Origin of the sequence: Flavobacterium coralii, from assembly GCF_019891545.1 — a bacterium.
GTDB lineage: Bacteria > Bacteroidota > Bacteroidia > Flavobacteriales > Flavobacteriaceae > Flavobacterium > Flavobacterium coralii.
This window is the reverse complement of record NZ_JAHDIU010000001.1, coordinates 104,909-129,569: the sequence shown is the minus strand read 5'-3', so window position 1 is coordinate 129,569 and position 24,661 is coordinate 104,909. Positions and strand designations below refer to the sequence as shown.

The following is a 24,661-nucleotide window of genomic DNA, read 5'->3' as shown; positions in this document are numbered from 1 at the left end:
ACAAAAAAAGAACCGATGGCTACAGCCATCGGTTCAACTAATTAAAAACTAATAATTACAACTATTGTTTCTTAACTACTTTTATTGTTTTTACTACATCACCGGCAGTAACATTAAGCAGGTATGTACCATCTGAAAGAGTTGACATATCTACTTTAACATCGGCAGCGTTTGGCTGTATTGCCATTACCTGCTGGCCAAGCATGTTAAATACTGATATTGCAGTAATATCTGAAGAGTACTGTATCGTAAGCACATCTTTTACAGGGTTTGGATAGTAGCTGAAAGCTGCCCTGTCGAAAATACCACCGCCAAGTATCTCTGTAATTGTTACTGCAAGTGCGCTAACGCTGCTGCAGCCGTTTACAATTTGTACAGCATAGTAAGTATTGCCGGCTTCTATTGCGCTGCCTGCCATCATAGGGTTAGTACCGTTCATGGCATCTTCTTCGCTTGCATACCAAACAACATCAGTACCTGTTACAACTATGTTTTCTATAGAAGCAGTTTCGCCCTGCGCTACAGAAATACTTTGCTGTGCTGCACCTTCAGGAGCAGGTGTTACAGTTACCGCAACAGTTACCGCAGTACGGCCTGTACTTTCGCAACCGTTAACCCACTGAGAAGCATAGTAAGTCATACCATTTTCAACCATAACGTCTGCCGCAAGTGGCTCACCATCAGTTTCAGATGCATACCACATTACTTCATTTGCATCTACAGCAAGGTCAGAAACCATAGAACCGCTGCAAACTACCTGGTTGGCATCCTGAACAGCTGGCGCTTCAGTTACCTGTACCGTTACGGTAACAGCTGTCCTTTCTACGCTTTCGCAACCTGCACTCTGAGAGGCATAATATACCATTCCGTTAACAAGAGAGGCATCAGTAGCAAGTGCATTACCACCTTCAGCTTCCATATACCAGTTGATGTTCTGGCCTTGTGCCATAAGTTCTCCTACTGTTGCGCTGTTGCAGAATACCTGCTGAGCAGCCGCTACAGGAGCCTGGGTAGCACAAAGTACTGTAAGTACTCCGCTATTGTATTGTATACCATTCCAGAAAGAACCGCCCTGCATGCTGAAACCACCATAAGAATATGGGCCATCTTCAAGCTGGAATCTTGATGCATAGTAATAAACACCCGGCTCTAAACCTGCACCTACAGATGCCATAAACTCGTCGTTATTACCCGACTGTGCATTAAATGTTGCAGGAATCCAGTTTGTCCATGTAGATGGGTCTGTATCTTCAGTACTTACACCTATCCAGGCTGTAACACCTACACCCGGGCCTGTACCCTGAGTTACTCCCGCTTCATAACCCTGTGCATATACCATGGCTGTTTCGCCCTGGGTAATTGTAATTGCAGCAGGCCATTGCAGGTTAACCCAATCCATAGCCGGATCATTTACTGTAACAGTAACGGCAAGCCTGTTCTGGCTTTCGCAACCATTAAGTGTTTGAGAAGCATAGTATGTAGTGCCGCTTACTAGCGCAGTACCTGCGTTAAGCATTGTGCCGCCTGTTGCACTGCTGTACCACATAATGTTAGTACCTGTAGCCATAAGGTTGGCAACAGTAGCTCCGTCTTCAAATGTTTGTGCTGTTGCACCTGTTGGAGCAGCCGTGTTATTAATAGTAACTGTTACCGCAGTTCTTGTAAGGCTTTCGCAGCCAACAGTCTGAGAGGCATAATAAGTACCTCCGTTAGCAAGTGCAACTGTAGGAGCAAGCGGGCTGCCGCCTGTTGCTGTTGCATACCACTGAATGTCTGTGCCTGTTGCAGCAAGGTTTGCTACTGTAGCAGCATTACAGAATGATTGTGCAGCATTTGCCACCGGTGCAGCAGTACCACAGTTAACTGTAAGTACACCGCTCACAAACTGGTTACCATCCCAGAAGCTACCGCCCCCTGCGCTGTAACCACCATATACATAAGGACCTTCCATAAGCTGGAACCTTGTTGCATAGAAATAGGTTCCCGGTGCAAGGCTACCGCCTATAGCTGCCATAAACTCATCATTATTACCAACCTGAGTGTTATATGTCATAGGTACCCATGTTGTCCATGTAGATGGGTTAGTGTTTTGCGAGCTGATACCAACCCATGCACTAACACCTATACCAGGGCCTGCTCCGGGAGTTACTCCCGGCTCCCAAGCCTGTGCATAAACTACGCCTGTTGTGCCCTGAACTATGTTAAGTTGCGGAGGCCATTGCAGGTTAACCCAGTCCATTTGTGGCATTGTTACATTAACAGCAAGCCTTTCCTGGCTTTCGCAGCCGTTAACTGTCTGAGAGGCATAATATGTGCCCGATGTTAAAGCCATTCCTGCTGCAAGCGGAGTACCGCCTGTAGCTGAAGCATACCACTGGATGTTGTTTCCTGTAGCGGTAAGGTCAGCAACTGTTAGCGCCGTAGGAGAAAACACATCTGTGTTACCTGTAGGTGCAGGTGTTACAATAACGTTGATAACGGCAGCATCTGAAGCAGGGCAGCCAAGATCTGTAGTAACGGTTGCAGTATAGGTTGTTGTAGCCATTGGCTTAGCATATACGCTTATTGCAGGAGCACCAGTATAAGGAACTGTAGCAGCAGCATCTGAATATAAACCATCTACAGGAGACCAAACGTACTCAACCGCACTTGAAGCACCTGTAATCATTACGTTATAGTCTTCCCACTCGCCAAAGCCACCATGGCCGCATGCCTCAGTAGCAGTTATACCGGTAGCACCAAACCTTGCACCCACACGCATTCTCGTTAAGCCGTTAAATGCTGTTGCAGGAATAGTTATAGTACCTGTTTGTACTGCTGTAGAAGATGTAGGTGTACTGAAAACACTTTCATCTGCACTGAATACACCATCCATGTTAAAATCTATCCACACACGGAAACGCTGGCCCCATGCTGAACCTGATTGCAGTGATATGTTATAGGTTTGCCCTCCAACTACGTTAGCAGTTAAAGCACTATAGTAAATATAATCTGATGCAGTATCACCGGAAGCATTGTTGGTAATATTCGCAAATGTAAAGTTATTGATAAAGTCGCCAGATGCACCAGTATTGAAAACAGTAGGTGTACAATATGCAACAGGAACAATAGTTTCACCGCCTTCAGCAGTAAGCTCTACAGTAGAGCCCTGGCATGCATTTACAGCCGATGGCATAACAGTTACAGGATCCGGAACCGGATTAACTGTTACAACATATTCGGCAGCAATAACGCAGCTTCCTGCTGATTGTGATGCTGTAAGCGTATATGTAGTAGTTTCTGTTGGTGCAAAGGTATATCCATCTGTAGCATTACCCGAAACACCATCTGCAGGAGACCATTCAAATATATCAAATGAAGCTGTTCCTTCAGTAATGGTAACAACACCAGATGTATCGCCTAAACATATTGCAGTATCTGTACCGCTAAGTGTTAAGTCGGCAGGAGCTGTAACAGAGAAGCTGCCTGTACCTGTAGCCGTACCGCTAACAGTAGTAACGCTAACCTGTCCTGATACTCCCGCCGGCACTGTAGCTACAATTTCTGTATCAGAATTTGTGCCGATTGTAACAGCAGTACCACCTATGGTAAGTGTTGCATTACCAAGGCTTGTTCCTGTAATGGTTATATCACCCTCTACAGCACAGTATGCTGATGGCGTAAACCCGGTAATTGCCGGTGCAGGTGGCATAAATGCATTTATTGTATAATCTTCATAACTACCCCATGAACCTGTATAACATGGTGTACCGCCTGTGTCATTATCTGTACCGCCAATTCTTACCCTGTGGCTTCCTATAAGTGCTGCATCGGCAGGCACCGCAAAAGAGCCGGTTAGTGTAGTTGGGTTAGCACTTGTAGACAGTCCTGTATAAACAAGTTCTCCGGCATCATTAAAATCGGTGTCATTGTTCCAGTCTATCCATATTTTAGTACCATAAGTATAACCCGTAGCATAAGTGATACTAAAGTTTACTGTAGAACCAAGGGCAACATCTGTAGATTGAGCCGAGTAGTTAGCATAGTTTCCTGCTTCTGCTCCTGTTGAGTTGTTTATAGAACCCATAGTAACATTTACTATACCCTGGCCATCAACAGTTGATGGTGCAGGCGTACAGTATCCTGTAAAGAATGATGTTACGCTGGACCACGGACTTGCATCTGACACAGAACATACTGCCCTTACCCATGCATAATAGGTAGTTTCGGCAGTTAAACCGGTTAAGTCTGCTGTTAATACGCCTGCTGCTGTACTTCCTGTTGGAGTGGTTCCGCTCACGGGTGCAGTATTAGATGTACTAACATAGTACTGGTAACCATTTGCAGGTGTACTTGCAGAAGCATTCCATACCAGTCCTGCAGTTGTAAATGATGTTGTGGTAGCCGCAACACCAGATACAGGCTCGCATGTTGGTGTAAGCGTTACAGATATATCATCAACATATAAATTGAATTGGTTTGCTATAGAATATGCCTGGAAACCTATATAATATACACCTGTTGTTGCAGGGGTAAAATCTACAAAAGTTGTAGTTGCATTAGCAGTATTAATTGTAGGATGGTCTGCAATCACGTTGGTCATCGAGGCAGCATTTGCAGTTGTACCATAAGCAACTTTCAGCTTCTCGGTATAAAATGTACTGTTATTACCATATCTGTAGGCAACCCTGTAAGATACTCCGCCTGTTAAGCTTAAACCCTGTGTATAAAACCAGGCGTTTGCCGCGTTAGATGAGTTATATGTATATTGGAACGTTTTACTGGTAAATCCGTTACCGGGGTTATTTACAGTAATCCAGTTATTACCTGTACCCGCATTTTGTAATGTTACGCATAATGGTATAGCCGGAGTAGTAACCGACTCAACATTTTGCGTATAAGGTATAGATGTTGCATCACACAGCGTAGTAAACGATACCGATGGCGACCATGAACTTGTTACGCCCACACCGCATACACTGCGAACCCACGCAAAATAAGGTGTGTTAGCCATAAGGCCACTTATCGGCGCTGTAAGCGTACCCGCAACTACAGAGCCTGATGGTGTTGTAGAACCTGTTGGCGCTGTGTTGCTTGTACTAACATAATATTCATAACCGTTTGCGGCGCTTGCAGCAGCGGCCCAGCCCAATGTGGCAGAAGAACTGCCTACTGCAGATGCAGCAAGACCTGTTGGCGCAAGGCATGAGGCTACGTTACCAACAAGCTGCAGCCTTGCAAGCGTATTTGTACGCGTGCCTGTAGGCGGCGCAGCAGGATCAGGGTTAGTTCCGTCACTCCAAAAAGAAATACCTGTATTGGCTGTTCCTGTATAGGAGCCAAAGTTAGCGGTACACGAAAAGTTAGCAGCATTTTCATCTACAGCTATAATTAGGTTACTGGTACCGTTGTAGTTAAACGGTGTTGTAAATGTAATTTCGAACCAGTTACCCGCTACAGGCGTAATTGTACCTGTGTAAACCTGTGTAAGGTTTGCAAGAGGTTCCCAATCTGTATTACTGGTAAATTCAGTTTTGGTTGTGTGCCCCATGTAAACTGTCCAGTTATTCCAGTTGGCAACTGTAGTACCACCACTCGAATAGAAGTACCTCACTTTAGTTACAGGTCCTGCAACGCCACCTCCCGCTGCAAATTCGGATGCCGTAATGATTTGCTGACTGTAATTAAAGTTATAGCACGAATAAATAGGAACTCGGTTAGCAGACGTAGCAGTACCGGAACCAATACCTATGGTTCCCGTCTGCGCAAAGGCCGCCGTTACCGACATTAAGGCAATAAGGACTAAATAGCCCAAACGCCATTTACCCGAACGTTTCCCTGCGCCCGAGTGTAAAATAGTAGTGTTTTTCATATTATAATAGTTATAATTAATTGCTAATAAAATTATAAAAAATATATACATTAAACATAAATTAACATAATTTATATACATTGTAAATAATTTTTTAATTAAAATTAACGTTTGTGTTATAAAAATTAATAAAAAATACCTCTATCAGCAAAAAACTCAATGACTTTATTTAATTGTTAAAATTTTAACATTATTTTAATATTGAGATTTTATTCAGGAAACATTATTTGTATAGTAATACTTACGAAATAAAAAAGCCGCAGGGAATTCCCTGCGGCTTAAAGCATTTTTATGCGTTTTACAAATGAAAACTTACTGTTTCTTTACCACTTTAATAGTTTTCACACTATTACCAGCAGTTACATTAATAAGGTAAGTTCCATCTGATAGTACTGACATATCAAGTAATGCATTAACAACACCCGGTTGTACAGCCATTACCTGCTGTCCAAGCATGTTAAATACCGAAACAGAAGTTATTTCTGAAGCAGATGTAATATTTAGTACATCTTTAACAGGGTTAGGATAATAAGAGAATGTATCTTTATCGAAACCTGTAGTGCCAAGCACAACATTAGCCGTTACAGCAAGTGTTGCAACACTTGTACAATCGCCAACAGTTTGTGTGGCATAATAAGTAACACCGTCTTCTAATTGTGTTGTAAGTGCAAGCGGGTTATCACCGTTAGCAGCATCCTCTTCAGAAGCATACCATGTAATAACTGCACCTTCTTCAGCATCAACAACTAAGTTTTCAAGAGTTGCGTCAGCAGCGTTATTTACAGTTATAACCTGTACAGCTTCACCTGTTGGTGCAGCAACCGTAGTAACCATAACAGTTACAGCTGTCCTGCCCTCGCTTTCGCACTCTATAGTCTGAGATGCATAATAAGTAGTACCATCTACCAATACAGTATCATCAGCAAGAGGCTCACCTCCTGTTTCATCAGCATACCAAAGAATGTCCTCGCCTTCAGCTTCAAGTTCTTCTACAGTAGCACCGTTACAGAATGACTGGTTAGCATCTGCCACAGGAGCAGCCACTACCGGAGTATCGTTAACAACAACATCTGTTAAAGCAGCAGTACAACCTGCATCGTTCTTAACTGTAATAGTATAAGTTCCCGGAGCAACATCAGCAAATACAGCTGAAGCCTGGAAATCTGTACCGTTTATGCTGTAAGTATATTCAGCACCTACAGGAGCCGTAACTGTAATTGTACCTGCAACGGCACAAGTAGGCTGTATTACATCAACCACCGGTGTAGCAGGAGTTGCCGGAGCAGCATTTATAGTTACATCAAGTGTAGATGTACAACCGCTTGTATTCATTACAGTAACAGTATATGTACCTGCTGCAAGGTTATCAAATGTAGCTGATGCCTGGAAGTCAGTACCATTTATACTATAAGTATATTCGGCACCTACAGGAGCTGTAACTGTTACAGAACCTGTTGTATCTCCGCAACCCGGTTGTGTTGCAGTAACCTCAGGGGCCACAGGAACTACAGGAGCTGCCTCAATAGTTACATCAAGTATAGATGTACAACCATCTTCATTCTTTACATAAACAGTGTGAATACCTTCTGCAAGGCCATCAAACGTAGCTGATGCCTGATAGTCGGTACCGTTTATGCTGTAAGTATATTCAGCACCTACAGGAGCTGTAACCGTTACAGAGCCTGTTGTATCTCCGCAACCCGGTTGTGTTATAGCAACTACCGGTGTTGCAACAGTAGAAATTGTAACTGTAACTGCAGTCCTTTCATTACTTTCGCAACCATCAGCCGTTTGGCTTGCATAATATACAGTAGCATCTGTAAGCTCTGTATCATCTTCAAGAGATTCACCACCTGTTGCAGCGGCATACCATAGTATATCTGTACCTGTTATGGTGATATCTTCTAAAGTAGCACCGGCACAAAGTGTTTGTGCAGCATCAGCTACAGTTGGCGCAGGGGTATCTGTAATTGTTACATTTATAGTAACATCTGAAGTACAACCTGCCTCACTTGTAATTGTTGCAGTATAAGTTGCAGCAGCAGCTGTCATAACATAAACTGTAGATACATTCTCTCCGTTATAAGGAGTTGTTGCTCCGGCATCAGTAAATAAACCGGCAGCAGGAGACCATACAACAGTTGTATTCAGTTCATGATTAAATACAATATTTGGCCTTGATGTTGAAGTACCGTCTGTATCAAAATCATCTTCATCAAGTGAATCAATACTTGCTGCACCTGCAGGAGTTACACCATCAACAGCTCCATAATAAACACTGTTAAAAGATGTAGTTGTTGTTCTTGTCCTTGTACCAGAACCATTACCGTTGTTACCCTGGTTGTGTACTACCTCAACTATAATGTTGTCTCCGTTCCAGATAAAAGGAGTACTAAAGTTAAATGGCACAAGTCCTGTAGTACCTGCAACAGGTGTAAAGTTTGCGTTATAAACAGTAACCAGGTTTGCGGTTGAATCAAAACCTGCTGTTAACTGGTCGCTGTCAGTAGTACCAATACGTATAGTAAGGTCATTTGCTGTATTAGCTACAGAAGCAAAGAAGTCGAAAGAAAGTGAGCTGATTTCAGTCCCCTCAACAAGGCCTTGCGCTTCAAGTTCTGATGACCTGAACAAAATCTGTGTTTTAGCGCCGCCATAGTAAGCACTGAACGGGTTAGGATATGAAGTAGTACTTGGTGCTGTTGTACCTGTACCCATAACAGCATCTCCGCTTACAGGGCCTCCAACAACACTTAGCTGGCCTATGCTACCTTCACATATAGCTACGTCAGACTGTACAGCCTCTGCAAAAGGAAGCATATTTACAGTAATAGTTATCTCTTCACGTGCAACACATCCCGAAACAGCATCGGTAGCTGTTACAGTATAAGTTGTAGTCTCGGCAGGAGTTACTGTTTGTGCAGCACCTGTTAAATCACCCGGAGTCCATACATAAGTATAATCTGTGTTGGCACTTGTTACAGAAATTTGCGTGCTTTCTCCGATACAAATTGCTTCTTCAGTTGCTGTAACTTCAATTTCAGGAGCATCAGTAACAGTAACAGTAACCGGGGTTCTTGCACCTGCGCAAACACCTGTAGTTTGTATATTATAAAAGAAATAATAAGTACCAGTTGTAGTACCACCCCACTCGCTTGCCGTTACGCTTATGTTATCGTTAACATAAGGAAAACCACTTACAGAACCTCTTATAAGACTTACACCTGTATAGCTCTTAACAAGTATTTTGTAACCGTTACCCTGAGTAACAGAAATGTTAAGCGGAATGGTTGTAGGTGTTGTAGTGCCTCCTGCTGCTACAGGAAGGCTACCTGTAGAGAAAAGTTCTTCGCCCGCAGCATTAACAACCATAACATCTAAAGTTCCTGCAGTTGTAGAATATACATCTACTGAATTTACGGTAACATCAGTATTTGCATTAAATACTATACCCCAGTCTTCTGAAGCAAAACCTGTCCATGATGCGTTAGGAGCAATAAGACCGCCAGATACAGAAGTTCCTACACCTTCTGCAACTACATAATATGTAGAAGTTTCAGAAATTTCAGGCGTTGTAAAGTTAGCACCCGTTGCAAGTGAAGCACCGCCATTGGCAGCTGCATACCATTTAATTGTACCACCTGTAGCAGTAGCCGATAAAGATGCTGTACCTATACCGCAAACTTCATCCGGTGTGGTAGTAAGTATTTCAGGATAATCGCACAGTGTTGTAAATTCACCTGCAACTGTCCAGTCGCTGTAAACTCCTGCACCGCAAACGCTTCTTACAAATACATAATAATCAGTAGAAGCACTTAGGCCTGACACGTTAGCCGTTAAACCTGTAACAGCCGTGCCTGCACCTGCAGGTGTTGCGTTTGTTGCAGAAACTACATATTCATAACCTGTTGGTGTACCTGTAGAAGGTGCTGCCCAGTTAATAGTTACACTATCCTTATCAATGTTAGTTGACTCAGCAAGTACAGGTATATCACACGCCGGAACTTCTTCAACAACTATATCACCAATATGGAAATCATAGTCTGACGTATCATCCGTTGGCCCATCAATTGCCTGGAAAGCAATTTGTATTGTCTGTCCGTTATATGCTGTTAAAAGCACTTCAAAATCAGTCAGTACGTTAGTAAGTGTAGTTGTATTTGCAGCATCAAATGTAAAAACAGGAGTCCAGTTTACACCACATCCGTCTGTAGATACCATTACACGCACCTTATCATCTGTACCCTGCATTCCGGTTGCATCAGCAGCTGCAGAGTTCCAGTTTGTAATAGCCGCTTTAAACTTAAGCCTTGAGTTGGCTGTAAGTTGAATTTTCGGGCTTATAATCCACTCATTCCTTGTGTTAGTATATAAGTTTACCCTTGCAGTAGTACCTCCTAAAACAGATGAATTAACCCAGTTAGAAGCATTACCACCAGGGTATGATGTTCCCGGGGTTGTAGCGGCAGCTGTAGGTATTGCACCTTCATACCAGCCGGCAACAGCAGCAGGAAGGTTAGCACCGGTAAACCCTGTAAAGTTGTTTGTTACCGGTAAAGCCGCAGCAGTAGCCGGAGACGGAGTAGTAAATGTTATAGCATTTGTCTCTGACACAGGGCTGAAGATAAAATCATATGGGCCTGAGCCGCAACGGTTATATTCAAATACTTTTACATTATAACTTGTATTACAGTTAAGCCCTAAAATTGTAGCGCTGCTGCCTGTACCTTCATAAACTATTTGCTGGCCTGTACCTGCATAAACATTATTTGCCGTAATAGCGGCTGCACCTGTCTGGTTAACAGGATCTGTTATTGCAGCATCACTTATCACTACAATCCTCCTGTTACCTGTACCGTTTGTCCAGCTTACGCCAAATGATGTTGGTGTAGCGCTATCAGCAGTTACAGCAAGTGCCGTAGCTTGAGATACTGATGAAGATTCATTATTTATAGAGACAGCACTTGTAACTGCCGACTCTGAACTGCCTGCGCAGGTTACTTTAAACCTGTACTGTATTGTAGTACCATTAAATACCGGAGGTGTATATGAAGTTGTAGTAGCACCTGTACCACCGGTAGCGTTAGTCCAGTCTGTACCATTTAAAGACTGCTCCCATTGGTAGCTTATACCCGGTACGGCTGCTGATACACCCGTAACTGCTATAGCAGCAGGTGTAGAACCATTACATACAAACCTTGAAAGGCTTCCGCTTACTGTACCTGCTACAGGAGTACCCGTACATGGAGGTGGCGGAGAATATGTATAAGTTAAGCCATTTGCAGGGAAAGCAGCAGGTGTACCTGATGTAAACCTTACAGTATGACTGTTGCTTGTTCCGGCAGCAGTATCTTCCCAAGATGGTGAATCGTCAGGAACGGTGGTTGTTACACGCCTGTTATTATAATCGGCATTAGAAGCACCTCTTAAGCCAACCTGTGGCTGATAAGTTGTAGAGTCGGCAACGCCGGACATTTCGCCATAAACAAAAGAGATAACCCCTGTTGCTTTTACTATACGAATCTGGAAATTAAGTTTCTCAGCGTTACCCTGAGACCAACGCGCAGCGTTTTGCCACTGGAACACATATTCTGAACCGGTATCTTCCCAACGCAATTCAAAAACGGTACCCGTAATTGTAGAGGTCCTTAAATCCATACCCAAAGCAGAAGCAATTCCTGTTGCAGTAGTTGTAGCAGCAATTGGCCCTGTACTGGTGCCCGTGGTTGTAGAACCAAGCACAAGCGACCCGTCAGTACGCATTACCACCGACGAAACAGAAGTTCCGTTAAAGGTAAACGGGGTTGGTAAAGTAATAACAAAAGAACTTGAGTCGTAGCTGTCCGTACAACTGGTGCACGTAGCCAGGACAGTCCCCCCGGTAATGGGGCTGTACGTCCCTGTAGATTGTGCGAAGCTATATAGCGAAGCTTGCGCAAAACCTGCAGTGACGATAAAGAGCATCATAGCAATTAAAGTAAATTTTTTCATAAAAAGTAAATAATTAATTTAAAACTTAATAAAATTATAACTTTTTATTACACTCTAACCGCTATTTATAACATTAATGCATTTTTATACACATACATCACAATTTATATAAATTAACATTGTTTAGATAGTTATTTATGATTTAAAAATGAAACAAACCAAAAAATTATGTTAAAATAAGGATTTAAAATTTATTAATTCATAACATTTTAATGTGTCTATCAAGTTATAAATGTAAAAAGAGCCTATAATGGGCTCTTTTTATAACTAAAATATTGTGTATTTATAATTTATTCAGTCGCAAACTTATCCATAACGTCAAAACTTACACCTGTAGATGAATAACCTCCATCATGGAAAAGATTTTGCATGGTAACCATGCGTGTAAGGTCTGAAAATAATGTAATACAGTAATCTGCACATGATTCGGCATCTGCATTGCCTAATGGCGATATAGAGTCGGCATAGCTGTAAAAATCACCAAAGCCTTTAATACCTGTTCCCGCAGTTGTTTTTGTTGGCGACTGAGACACAGTATTAACACGCACTTTTTTCTCTACACCATAATGGTAACCAAAGCTGCGCGCTATAGACTCAAGCATTGCTTTAATATCTGCCATATCAGTATAGAACGGATAGGTGCGCTGTGCAGCCATATAGGTAAGCGCCACAACACTTCCGCCTTCACTTATTGCGTCCATTTTCATGGCAACGCTAAGCATTTTATGTAATGAAAGTGCAGATACATCTATGCCTTTCATAAAGTAATCGTAATTAGACTCTGTATAAGGTATGTTCTTACGGATGTTAACACTCATACCTATAGAGTGTAATACAAAATCTATTTTACCGCCAAGTATTTCCTGGGCTTTTGTATAAAGGTTGGCAAGGTCATCTACATTGGTAGCGTCAGCCGGAATAATTTCTGAATTAGTTTTTTCGGCAAGGTTTTTTATTTCGCCCATACGCATGGCAATCGGCGCATTGGTCAATACAAATGTTGCCCCCTGCTCATGTGCTTTTTCAGCCACTTTCCAGGCTATAGAATTCTGGTCTAAGGCTCCGGTAATAATCCCCCTTTTGCCCTTTAGTAAATTATGCATATCAATTAGAGTTTGCTGGTTTATATCAAAAACAAATATATAGCATTTTTTCAGTTAAGCAACGCCCTTGCGTGGTTAAGCGCAGAATCGGTAATGTCTTTGCCCGAAAGCATTTCGGCTATTTCCTGCACCCTGCCCTCGCCTGTCAGTTCTTTAAGTTCAGAAACAGTTGTTTCGCCCTGTATGCTCTTAAACACTTTATAGTGGCTGTCACCCTTTGCAGCTACCTGCGGTAAATGTGTTATGGCAAAAACCTGCATGGCTTTGCTCATCTCTTTCATAATGTCTCCCATTTTATTGGATATCTCTCCACTAACCCCGGTATCTATCTCATCAAAAATTATAGTAGGGAGTTTAGAATATCCTGCCAGTACCGATTTTACCGCAAGCATAATACGCGACATCTCACCTCCCGAAGCTACTTTTTTCAGCAGCCCAAAATCGGTCCCTTTGTTGGCAGAGAACATCAGGTTTATAGTATCGGTGCCATTATCATAGTAATTACCGGATGGGGTAAGTTCAAATTTAAAGCGTGCATTGGGCATACCAAGCTGAGAAAGTATAGTTGTTATATTGTCGGCTAGCTTAGGTATGGCCGCACTTCTTTTTTCAGAGAGCGCTGCCGCTGCTTCATTTGTTGCTTTTTCTATATCCAAAAGCTCTGCTTCACGTTTTTCAATCGTGGCATCCAGTTCGTCCGACTGCAATACCTTTCCTTCCAGTTCCTGCTGAATTGCTATTAACGCTTCTACAGTAGAAACGGTATGCTTTTTTTGCAGGCTGTAAATTAATTGCAGCTTTTGGTTTACTAATTCCAGCCTCTCCGGGTCGTCCGACAGTAGGTCGGCATCCTCCCGAAGCCCTGCTGCAATATCATCAAACTCTATAAGTACGCTGTTTACCCTTTCATAGAACTGGCTGTAACCTACAGATAAACCACTTATTTTTTGCAGTGTGCTTTTTATTTCTTTAAGATTTTGTATTACGCCTATCTGCTCATCTTCCGCAATGGCAAGCGCTTTGGCTACCGATTCTTTAATAAACTCTACATTACTGAGTTTTTCAAGTTCAGCTTCCATTTCTTCCTGCTCGCCTGCTTTAAGGTTGGCATCTGTAAGTTCCTTAAGTAAGAAACTGTTGTAGTCATATTCTTTGGTAAGGCTTTCCTTTTGCTCTTTCGCCTTTATAAGTTGCTTCTTTAAACTTTTATATAAGGAAAGCTGCTTTTTATATTCTGCAAGCAGGTGATTGTTGCCCGCAATGGCATCTAAAATGTAAAGCTGGTATTGCTCATCTGACAGCTCCCTTGTCTGCTGCTGCGAATGTATATCTATAAGATGATTGCCAAGCTGTTGCAGTTCCTGCAGGTTAACAGGGCTGTCATTAACAAATGCCCTCGATTTTCCTGACGGTAATATTTCTCGCCTTATTATGGTTACATCATCATAATCAAGGTCGTTATCGGCAAAAAAAGTTTTAAGGTTATAATCGCTTATTTTAAAATGTGCTTCTACAACACATTTCTGTTCTTTATCTTTAAGCGAACCTAAATCGGCACGGTTGCCCAAAACAAGCCCCAGCGCACCCAAAAGTATTGACTTACCTGCACCGGTTTCGCCTGTAATGATAGAAAGGCCTTCCGAAAAATCTATATGTAGCTGCTCTATAAGAGCAAAGTTTTTAATGTGTAATGTTTGCAACATACCAATGTGCGGTGTTTTGCACAAATGTACTATTTTATATTACTCCATTTGGAAGAATTAAGCGGAGATATCCTGTTTAGCGTATCTACAAGACCGGTTATGGTTACCATTGGGCCGTCTGAAAAAATCGAGACAATTTCATCTGACTTGGCATCAAAAAAGATACGGGTAAGAAACGCATTCGGGCGCACTTTGTTAACCTCTGCAAGCGTTTTTATAGCATCAAGTGCTTTTTCTTTTCCTGTCTTGGGGTTATCAGACATAACATCAAGCGCCTGCCTGTGATAGTCATAAAGCGCCTGCCTGAACGGGCTGAACGTGTTTGATAACAGGTCGGTAATTAAGAAAAACCTGTTCTGATTACCATCCTGCTGCCCCCAGCCCCTGTAGCCGCTGCCCTGTGCAAGCCCCACCATGTTTTGCGCAGCCTGGTAGTAAGGTGTACCGCTGTTAAGCTCAAACGTATCTGCATCCATACCAATTATAATATTGGCGTAATAGGCCATCAGTGCAATAAGGTTAGAGGTAAAAGCATTCGGGTTATACTGCAATGTCTCGTTTTCGAGGTACCTGAAACTTATATCCTTATCATTAAAGTTTAATATAGGCGACTGATACGTACTGTTATATACCGGCCTTGACGACTGTACCTGCATGGTAGCGCTAAAGCTGTTAGAGTCATAAGCCGATACGTTGATGTAGATAGAACAGTCTATACGTTCATTCCTGCTAAAGTTGCGCGATGTCCAGCGGGTACTGTTCATGAACTCATTTAATGAGGTTTCCAGCGTCCTGAAAATCTGTGTATTTGCATCGGTAACCCTGTCGGCATTCACGGTAACTGTACAGTTAAGCTCCTGTGCCTGTGCACTAAAAGCAAACAGTACCGCTATTATTGTTAACCATCTAAACATTATAATGTGCTTTTATCTTATCAATTATATCTTTTGCAACAGCCTCTTTGGCTTTAAGCTCTTTATCCTCTTCATTAAAGTCTTTATCTATAAAAGTAACCTTATTCGTTGGCTTGCCAAAACCGGCGCCTTGATCATTAAGCGAGTTTAAAACAATCAAATCTAAGTTTTTTCTTTTAATCTTAAGCCTTGCGTTTTCTTTTTCATTTTCTGTTTCTAACGCAAAGCCTACTAAAAACTGCTGCTGTTTTGCTTCACCCAATGATGCCAGTATATCTTTAGTTTTTTCTAATGCTATGGTAAACTCTGCATCTGCCTTTTTTATTTTTTGCGATGCCACTGTTTTTGGCCTGTAATCAGCTACCGCTGCGGCTGCAATGGCAACATCAACATTAGCAAAATACTCATGGCAGGCATTATACATTTCTTCTGCCGAGGTAACCCGCAAGAGCTTTACATTATCATGTTTCAGTTGCAGGTGCGTTGGCCCACTAACCAGTATTACTTCGGCACCTTCATTTGCGGCGGCAATAGCAATGTCATATCCCATTTTACCGGATGAATGGTTTCCTATAAAACGTACAGGGTCTATAGCTTCGTATGTTGGGCCTGCGGTAACCAGTATTTTTTTTCCGCGAAGCGGTAATGCATCTTCTAAATGCTTTTCTATAAAAGCTACAATATTTTCCGGCTCAGCCATGCGTCCCTCGCCCGAAAGCCCGCTTGCCAGCTCACCGGATTCGGCAGGTATCATGATGTTACCGTATGCGGAAAGTTTTTCAAAAGCTGTAAGGGTTGAAGGGTGCCTGTACATATCAAGGTCCATAGCCGGAGCAAAATAAACAGGGCACTTAGCAGAAAGATAGGTAGCTATAAGCAGGTTATCGGCACTGCCCGATACCATTTTAGAAAGTGTGTTGGCTGTGGCAGGGGCAATAAGGAATAAATCCGCCCAAAGTGCCAGCTCTACGTGGTTGTTCCACACCGCATTTTCATCTTCTTCATTGTAAAAAGAAGAATTTACAGGGTTTTTGGATAGTGTGGATAGTGTGAGCGGGGTAACAAAATCTTTAGCGGCAGGTGTCATGATAACGCGTACCTGTGCACCTGCCTTTATAAAAAGCCTTACCAGCGATGCTGTTTTATATGCGGCAATGCCACCGGATATACCCAGTATTATTTTTTTACCGCTTAAAACTGACATGCTGTTATTTGTTTGGTTCCCTGTATGATATTTTGTTGTCAAGCCACTCTTCTACAGCAAGTGCATGAGGCTTTGGCAACTTTTCGTAAAACTTGGAAACTTCTATCTGTTCTTTGTTTTCGAAAATTTCTTCAAGGCTGTCATTATAAGTAGCAAACTCCTCAAGCTTCTCGATCAGTTCCTTTTTAATTTCGGTATTGATCTGGTTAGCCCTTTTAGCTATAATGGTTATAGCCTCGTATACGTTACCGGTCGGTTCCTCAATCTTGCTCTTGTTGTAGGTAACAGTGTTTACGGGAGCATGGGTTTTCTTTAAATCCATAAAAATGACTCGTTATTATTTAGATATTTGTTGTAATTCAGCATTCAGCTTTTCCAGTTTTTCGTCTGCCTCTTTGCGGTATTTCGTTTCAGGGGCAAACTTTATAAGCGCTGCATAGTGGCCTTTGGCAGCCTCAAGCCTTTCCAGCTTTTTAGACTGCACACTATTAATGGCAAGTGTATAGGCCGCATCGAACTTATAGTATAGGGCATCTTCCTTAAAGATAGTACCCGGATGATCCAGTATAAAATTATCAAGCGATTTAATTGCAGCGTTAAAGTCGCCAAAGTACTCGGCAGTAGTGTGGTACTGCTTTGCAATTTCGAAAGCTTTCTTTTCAAGTTTTTCATTAAGCTCTTTAACCAGCAGGTTGGCCTCCGGCATAAACTGGCTGTTAGGAAAACGGTCTATAAAACGCTGAAGCTTGTCAAGCGCCTTATAGGTACTTTCCTGGTCAAGCGAATATTTAGGGGAAAGCATATAATAACTCTTGGCACCAAGAAAAGAAGCCTCCTCGAGCTTTTCGCTCATAGGATATGTAGAGGTAAAATATTCAAACTGGTAGCCGGCAGTATAGTATTGTTTTGTATTGTATAATGCCATCGGGTACATATAAAACAGCTTTTCTGCCTGCCTTTTTCCTTTATATGAAGGCGATATCTGTTCTATAAGGCGTATGGCTTTAGAATATTTGCCACTCTCATACATTTTATCTGCAACTTCATATTTCAGCTTTAAATCTTCAGATTTAAGCGCTTTCTGGTATTCGCTGCAAGATGTAAATACTACGGCAATTAATAATATGTATAGGTATTTCGCCATTTGTCTGGATTAAGTTTTAGCCACAGCCGCCGCCGGATTTTAAAGCAACTGCAAATTTAGTTAATAATTACACACTACAAAATCTTTTTTTCGCAGCCAATTGTACATAAAAAAGATGCCTTGCGGCATCTCCTTTAACTCATATATAAATATTTTATTGTAACCTATACTACTTTCTTTACAAAAGCATCAATGCGGCCTGCCAGGTCGTCATTCACATTTACAAGCGGCAGCCTTAAAACATCTTCACAAAGCCCGAGTGATTTAAACACAGCTTTTATACCCGCAGGGTTACCCTGCTCAAAGATCATGTCTATAGCATCGGCAAGCAGGTAGTGCAGTTTATAAGCTTCATCTGCTTTTCTTTCAAGACCCAGGCGCACCATGTCTGAAAACTGCCTCGGGAAACCTTCTGCAATTACAGATATTACCCCTGCCCCGCCTGCAAGCACCATTGGCAGGGTTATCATATCATCTCCCGATATTACTAAAAAGCCTTTTGGTGCATGTTGCATAAGCTTCATAGCCTGAACGATATCTCCGGCGGCTTCCTTTATGCCGATAATATTATCAAAGTCATTCGCAAGGCGCATCACCGTTGCAGGGAGCATATTGCTTGCCGTCCTGCCCGGAACGTTATAAAGGATAATTGGCAGCGGAGACGCCTGTGCCACAGCTTTAAAATGCTGGTAAATACCCTCCTGGGTTGGTTTATTATAGTATGGCGATACCGATAGTATAGCGGTGAAAGCCTCAAGGTTTCGGTTTTTTAATTCTTCGCAAACTTCATAGGTATTATTACCTCCTACTCCTAAAACAAGCGGCAGGCGGCCTGCATTTGCTTCTGTAACAGTATCTATAACAAGCTGTTTTTCTTCTTTGCACAGCGTTGCAGACTCTGCTGTGGTACCCAGTACCACAAGGTAATCTATACCGTTATCTGCCTGAAAGTTTACAATTCTTTTCAGTGCCTCAACATCTACTGAAAAATCTTTTTTAAAAGGGGTTACCAGCGCTACGCCTGTACCTGTTAATGCCTGCATAGTTATATTTTGTTTAAGATTTTTAAATATTTAAAAAGCTCTGCTAAGAACTCTTTGTGTTTTTCTGCCGTAGTATTTACCATAAAATGATGGAGGCGGCTATCTGTTGACGAAAAGCCTGCTTTAAACTTTGCATTACTCTTAAGCGTTGCCAGCATAAGCGGAAAACTATCCGTATCATAATAGCTTACCAGCATGTCAAACGGCTTATTTATAAATGCCGCAACATCATCTTTTTTAAAGTTACCGTCGGCATCTATATCTTTATAAGTATAGTAGCAGCAGTCTACCGTTTCTTTTGCATTAAGCCGCTCCCTGTAGCTCAGCAGTTCAATGTTTTTTTCGGCTATGCCATGCTTAACAAGCTCTTTTACAATGGCGTTCCTGTCGTTAAAATACCGCTCGTCTATAACTACGCCTACTGTGTTAACGGCATCGGGCATAGGGCCCGGTTGATATTTGGCTAATAATTTCTTAATGGTTTTTTTTAAGCCAAAGTTTTTAATAAACTTCAAAAACATCTTACCTTTACTGATTGAATGCAAAATTACTTCAAATAAGTGTCATCACAAATGATAAACCTAAAAAAGAATAACGCTGCATATTATATGTTTGTGTTATTTTTAACTCTTTTTGCCTTTATTTCCTGCGGGCCTAAAAAATTTTACAGCAACAGGGTTGACGGCAAAAAAATCCCGGTAACGGAACAGTATGCCCCCGACAGCCAGATAGAAAATTTTATAGCGCCCTACCGTGAGCACATTGATAACGACCTTGACAGTGTTTTAGCATGGTCTCCCGTAACTTTTGATAAAAGCAAAGGCAAATGGCAAACCAATATTGGCAACCTTATGGCCGATGTAACCTTTGAAAAAGCCGACAAGATATTTTACATCCGCGAAAAAAAGCATGTAGATATATGCCTGCTGAACCACGGCGGCATACGCGCAACAATACCACAGGGCTTTGTAACCGCCAGAACCGCTTATGAGATTATGCCTTTTGAGAACAGCCTTATTATTATGGCGCTGAAAGGACAACAGATATGGGAAATTGCAGCCTATATTGCCAACGAGCGCAAACCCCACCCGCTCGCCGGGATGCAGATTGTGATGGATAAAGACAATTCGGTTAAGCGGGTTACCGTGCAGGGGCAACCGGTAGATAACAGCAGGATTTATTATGTTGCAACATCTGACTACCTGAGCAACGGCGGCGACCACATGGATTTCTTTAAAAAAGCAACCGCATCTTACGATATGGACTACAAGCTGAGAAACCTGTATATTGATTATTTTAAGGAAGTTGACACTTTGCCGGTTAATACCTCTGAACGTATAATAATTGAGCAGTAAAAATGAGAAGAAGAGATTTTATACAAAAATCGGCAGCAGGATCGGCAATGGTATTAGGCGGGCTTTCATTAAGCAGTTTTGCCAACATACCTGATACCGAAGGTACAAAACGCATTACCATACTGCATACTAACGACACCCACAGCCATATAGACCCGCTTGCCGCAGACGACCCCAAGCACCCCAACATGGGCGGGGCAGCGCGAAGGGCTACACTTGTAGAACAACTAAGGGCAGAGAACCCCAACACGCTGCTGCTGGACGCCGGCGATATATTTCAGGGTACGCCTTATTTTAATTACTATGGCGGGGAGCTGGAGTTTAAGGTAATGAGCATGATGAAGTATGACCTTGCCACTATGGGCAACCACGACTTTGATAACGGCATAGACGGTTTTTACAAGCAACTGCCCCACGCCAGTTTTGATTTTGTTTCGGCTAATTACGATTTTAAGAATACAGTGCTTGATGGCATTGTAAAGCCCTACAAAATTTTTATGGTAGATGGCATTAATGTCGGTATATTCGGGTTGGGCATACAGCTTGACGGGCTTGTAGATAAAAAACTCTACAAAGAAACGGTTTACCTGAATCCCATAGATGTAGCGCAGGATATGAGCCGTATCCTTAAAAATGATGAGCAGTGCGACCTTGTGATATGCCTTTCGCACCTGGGCTTTATTTATGATAAAGACAAAGAAAAGGTAAGTGACCTTGTGCTGGCGCGCACCACCAAAAACATAGACCTTATTATTGGCGGGCACACCCACACTTTTTTAAGCAAACCTTATGTCGCAGAGAACCTGGAAGGCAAGGAAGTATTGGTAAACCAGGTGGGCTGCTATGGCATTAACCTGGGCCAGATTGACTTCTATTTTGAAAAAGGCAGGAAAAGCTTTAAGGGCAGGACAATTAATGTGGGATAATCTAAATGTAGAAGTTAGATTTCAGAATTAGAAAATTAGAATTATTACTATTTTTACAAGACTTGAAACTAACAAATGAAGCATTTCTTTAAATATCACAACGGCTATATAAATATAGATGATGAAAATCTTTATTTAACCACTACAGGTAATTGGTCTGAAACGAAAGATATTATTGAAAAAAGTACAGTCTCTAAAAGAGACAACTTTAGTCGTATTGCTAACAAGCAGAATTTCTTAGTAGCAATTGGGATTATCCTTACAGGCTTTTTCTTTTATAATAACGCCTTCAAATCAATAATTCTTCCCGTCTTAATAATTGGTGCTGGTCTGTTTCTACTCTTTAATTACACAAGGAGAGACTTTGGACTCCAATATAAAATACCACTTTCGAAAATTGATAGTATAATTTTAATCGATCAAAATGATATCAAAATTATTTTTCGAAACCTTAATAATGAGCCTGATACTGAGACTTTAAAAGGTGTAAATAACAAAGGCATAGAATACCTTACTAAACTTTTGGGAGAAGAAAAGGGAACAATTCAAAACAAATTATAAAAAAAGCTGTTTCAAAATTACTTTGAAACAGCCCGATTAATATTTTAATCAATTTACTTGCAAAGATTGATTTCTTTACCGCTGTCAGATTCAGCTAATTTGATAAGCAGTTTACCATCAACCGAAACTTCATAACCAGCTTTTACAGATACTTTTGTTTTGTCGCCCGATTTGTAGGTTGAAGTTGAAGATGATCCGTCTGCTTTTACGGTTACTTTTACTTCTTTAGAGCAGTTGTTCTTTAAATACACATCAAAATAACCGCCTTCAGCCGTTACAACAGTTGCCGGAGAAACATCCTGAATAGTGTTTACGCCCTGAAAAGACAGTAATGAAAATGCTAAGAAAAACCCTAAATACTTAATTGTTTTCATGTTTATAATTATTAGTCAGTTAATGCCGCTAATGTAGATATTTATATCATTCATTAACACACTGCTTAAAAAAATATTAATTATAAATCCCCGTAAACTCTTCACTGCACTTGCACATCATTCTCAAAAAAAACCGCTATTTTAGCTATACAATTAGAAAAGCCATACAAAAACATGATTTCAGACAAACAGTTTCAAAAAGAACTTGATATAATTATTGCAAATGCCATTCGCGAAGATGTTGGCGATGGCGACCATAGTTCACTCGCGTGTATTCCTGCCGATGCTACAGGACGGGCAAAACTACTGGTTAAAGATAACGGCATACTTGCAGGTGTAGATTTTGCCAAACAGGTTTTTGCTTATGTTGACCCTGCCCTTAAAATGGAAACATTTATAACAGACGGCTCCCCTGTGCAGCATGGAGATGTGGTTTTCCACATAACCGGCAGCTCACAAAGCATTTTAAAGGCTGAAAGGCTGGTGCTTAATGCCATGCAGCGCATGAGTGCCATAGCTACAAAAACAAAAAAATATACCGAACTACTTAAAGGTACCACTACAAAAATACTTGATACCCGCAAGACTACGCCGGGCATACGCGCCCTCGAAAAGTGGGCAGTAACCATTGGCGGGGGTAAAAACCACCGCTTCGGTTTGTATGACATGATAATGCTGAAAGACAACCACATTGATTTTGCAGGTGGCATTACCCCTGCCATACAAAAAACACTGGGCTATCTTAAAGCGAAAGGGCTCGACCTTAAAATAATTGTAGAAGCGCGTAACCTGGACGAAGTCCGCGAGATTATGGAAAACCCGGGCGTGCACCGCATATTACTGGATAACTTTAATTATGAGCAGACCCGCAAAGCGGTAGCCCTGATAGGTGATTTTTGCCAGACAGAATCTTCGGGAGGTATTAATGAGAGCAACATGCGTGAATATGCCGAGTGCGGGGTAGATTATATTTCATCAGGCGCCATAACCCATTCGGTTTATAATATGGACCTGAGCCTAAAAGCATTTTAATGTCGGCGGAACTGGAACATAAGCTGGAACGCATACCCGTAATTAAGCAGGTAGTACGCTTTGGCAAAAGCATTAAGCTCCCCTGGTCGGAAGGGTTAACGCTTTACCACCTCAGCGAGCTTTATATTACAGGGATCGTTAAGGGCGACCTCTCTTACAGGGCGGGTGCCATTGCGTTTAGTTTCTTTATGTCGTTGTTCCCTTTTGCACTTTTTATACTTAACCTTATACCGCACATACCTGTAGAAAATTTCCAAAACGACTTTTTGGAGTTTGTAGAAGAAAATGTACCGCCCAACACCTATGAGGCCATTGCAGAGATTATTAAAGATATAACCGAAACCAGTTACAGCAGCCTGCTTTCTACAGGTATATTATTGGCCATATTGCTTATGAGCAACGGTATGAATGCCATATTAAGCGGCTTTCAGTCGTCGTTGCACATTACTATAAAGCGCACTTTCTTACGGCAATATGCAGTTGCTATCGGGCTTTCACTGATACTTTCGGTATTACTTATTATTACGGTTGCAGCCATTATTACGCTAGAGGTAGTAATACACATCCTCAAAAGCAACGGTTTCCTTACAGATGATGTTTACTTGCTGGAAATAGGGCGTTATGTATTTCTTGTGCTTATGATTTTAACCACTACGTCCGTGCTGTTTAAATTCGCTGCAAAAGAAACAAAAAAGGCTGCTTTTTTCAGCTATGGCTCAGTATTTACAACCATACTTTTCATTATAACCTCCTATTTGTTCAGTATTTATGTTACCCGTTTTGCTCAATATAATGAATTATATGGTTCTATTGGCACGCTACTTGTATTAATGCTGTATATATGGATTAACTGCTTTATTTTGTTGCTCGGTTTCGAATTAAATGCGTTAATTCATAAATTGAAACGAAAAAATTTATATATTTAACAAAAAACTAATAAGGTTATTATGAAAAAATACTTTCTAACATTCGTTATGGTTGCAGTTGCGGGTATTTTCTCGGCTGCTGCACAGGGAGTTATCGGTAAATGGAAAACAATAGACGACGAAACCGGTGAGGCTAAATCCATTGTCGAAATTTATGAGCAGAACGGGAAAATTTACGGCAAGGTGGTAGAAATTTTAAACCCTGCCAAGAAAAATGCAAAATGCACTAAATGTGAAGGCTCTGATAAAGACAAGCCGATACTTGGGCTGGTAATTATCCGCGGGCTTGAAAAAGACGGTGACGAATATACCGATGGCGACATACTGGACCCTAATAAGGGCAAATTGTACAGCTGCACCATTAAACTGGAAGGTAAAGACAAACTGAATGTAAGAGGATATCTTGGCTTCTCTTTATTGGGCAGGAGCCAGACCTGGACAAGAGTATAAATACATTGGAATAATAGTTTCCCTGAACACTCCCTTTGCGGAGTGTTTTTTTTATGCCCGCATAAGGTTATATTTGTATCAAAT

General features: G+C 41.6%; 17 protein-coding genes. 6 read left to right on the top strand and 11 right to left on the bottom strand.

The genetic code is table 11. The features are described from left to right. Window positions 1–61: 61 nt before the first annotated feature. From KJK34_RS00595 to KJK34_RS00550, 10 genes are all read right to left on the bottom strand, one after another. Window positions 62–5,851, bottom strand: coding sequence for a T9SS type A sorting domain-containing protein (locus KJK34_RS00595; protein WP_223051906.1), 5,790 nt, complete (start codon window positions 5,849–5,851; stop codon window positions 62–64). 312 nt (window positions 5,852–6,163) lie between these two features. After that, a complete protein-coding gene (locus KJK34_RS00590; protein ID WP_223051905.1) occupies window positions 6,164–11,842 on the bottom strand; it encodes an Ig-like domain-containing protein in 5,679 nt (1,892 codons plus the stop codon). Between the two features lie 290 nt (window positions 11,843–12,132). After that, window positions 12,133–12,945 (bottom strand): enoyl-ACP reductase FabI, encoded by an 813-nt coding sequence (locus KJK34_RS00585; RefSeq protein ID WP_223051904.1) that lies wholly within the window; start codon window positions 12,943–12,945, stop codon window positions 12,133–12,135. Between the two features lie 50 nt (window positions 12,946–12,995). Next, window positions 12,996–14,648 (bottom strand): DNA repair protein RecN, encoded by a 1,653-nt coding sequence (gene recN, locus KJK34_RS00580; RefSeq protein ID WP_223051903.1) that lies wholly within the window; start codon window positions 14,646–14,648, stop codon window positions 12,996–12,998. Window positions 14,649–14,677: 29 nt separating this feature from the next. Next, window positions 14,678–15,562, bottom strand: a complete 885-nt coding sequence (gene porD, locus KJK34_RS00575) for a type IX secretion system protein PorD (protein ID WP_223051902.1) — start codon at window positions 15,560–15,562, stop codon at window positions 14,678–14,680. Beyond that, window positions 15,555–16,766, bottom strand: coding sequence for a bifunctional phosphopantothenoylcysteine decarboxylase/phosphopantothenate--cysteine ligase CoaBC (coaBC, locus tag KJK34_RS00570; protein ID WP_223051901.1), 1,212 nt, complete (start codon window positions 16,764–16,766; stop codon window positions 15,555–15,557). Before coaBC ends, porD begins: the two co-directional genes overlap by 8 nt. A 4-nt stretch (window positions 16,767–16,770) precedes the next feature. After that, window positions 16,771–17,088, bottom strand: a complete 318-nt coding sequence (locus KJK34_RS00565; protein ID WP_223051900.1) for a DNA-directed RNA polymerase subunit omega — start codon at window positions 17,086–17,088, stop codon at window positions 16,771–16,773. Between the two features lie 15 nt (window positions 17,089–17,103). Next, entirely contained in the window at window positions 17,104–17,910 is an 807-nt protein-coding gene (locus tag KJK34_RS00560; protein ID WP_223051899.1) for an outer membrane protein assembly factor BamD, read from the bottom strand. A gap of 164 nt (window positions 17,911–18,074) precedes the next feature. Next, entirely contained in the window at window positions 18,075–18,953 is an 879-nt protein-coding gene (gene dapA, locus KJK34_RS00555) for a 4-hydroxy-tetrahydrodipicolinate synthase (RefSeq protein ID WP_223051898.1), read from the bottom strand. Window positions 18,954–18,955: 2 nt separating this feature from the next. After that, window positions 18,956–19,468, bottom strand: coding sequence for a DUF6913 domain-containing protein (locus tag KJK34_RS00550; protein WP_223051897.1), 513 nt, complete (start codon window positions 19,466–19,468; stop codon window positions 18,956–18,958). Window positions 19,469–19,525: 57 nt separating this feature from the next. Here KJK34_RS00550 and KJK34_RS00545 point away from each other — a divergent pair, with 57 nt between their 5' ends. From KJK34_RS00545 to KJK34_RS00535, 3 genes are all read left to right on the top strand, one after another. Then, a complete protein-coding gene (locus KJK34_RS00545; protein WP_223051896.1) occupies window positions 19,526–20,308 on the top strand; it encodes a 5'-nucleotidase C-terminal domain-containing protein in 783 nt (260 codons plus the stop codon). 2 nt (window positions 20,309–20,310) lie between these two features. After that, window positions 20,311–21,234, top strand: coding sequence for a bifunctional metallophosphatase/5'-nucleotidase (locus tag KJK34_RS00540; protein ID WP_223051895.1), 924 nt, complete (start codon window positions 20,311–20,313; stop codon window positions 21,232–21,234). 75 nt (window positions 21,235–21,309) lie between these two features. Then, window positions 21,310–21,795, top strand: a complete 486-nt coding sequence (locus tag KJK34_RS00535) for a hypothetical protein (RefSeq protein WP_223051894.1) — start codon at window positions 21,310–21,312, stop codon at window positions 21,793–21,795. Between the two features lie 53 nt (window positions 21,796–21,848). Here KJK34_RS00535 and KJK34_RS00530 read toward each other — a convergent pair whose 3' ends face one another. Next, window positions 21,849–22,169: a hypothetical protein gene (locus tag KJK34_RS00530; RefSeq protein WP_223051893.1), complete on the bottom strand. Its 321-nt coding sequence runs from the start codon at window positions 22,167–22,169 to the stop codon at window positions 21,849–21,851. 174 nt (window positions 22,170–22,343) lie between these two features. Between KJK34_RS00530 and nadC the strand changes: the two genes are divergently transcribed. From nadC to KJK34_RS00515, 3 genes are read left to right on the top strand one after another with little or no spacing between them, the layout of a single operon-like run. Then, window positions 22,344–23,201 carry a carboxylating nicotinate-nucleotide diphosphorylase gene (gene nadC, locus KJK34_RS00525; RefSeq protein WP_223051892.1) on the top strand — a complete coding sequence of 286 codons (858 nt, stop codon included), beginning with the start codon at window positions 22,344–22,346 and terminating at the stop codon, window positions 23,199–23,201. Continuing rightward, window positions 23,201–24,127 (top strand): YihY/virulence factor BrkB family protein, encoded by a 927-nt coding sequence (locus tag KJK34_RS00520; RefSeq protein ID WP_223051891.1) that lies wholly within the window; start codon window positions 23,201–23,203, stop codon window positions 24,125–24,127. Before nadC ends, KJK34_RS00520 begins: the two co-directional genes overlap by 1 nt. A gap of 21 nt (window positions 24,128–24,148) precedes the next feature. Continuing rightward, window positions 24,149–24,577: a DUF2147 domain-containing protein gene (locus KJK34_RS00515; protein ID WP_223051890.1), complete on the top strand. Its 429-nt coding sequence runs from the start codon at window positions 24,149–24,151 to the stop codon at window positions 24,575–24,577. The last annotated feature ends 84 nt before the right edge of the window (window positions 24,578–24,661 follow it).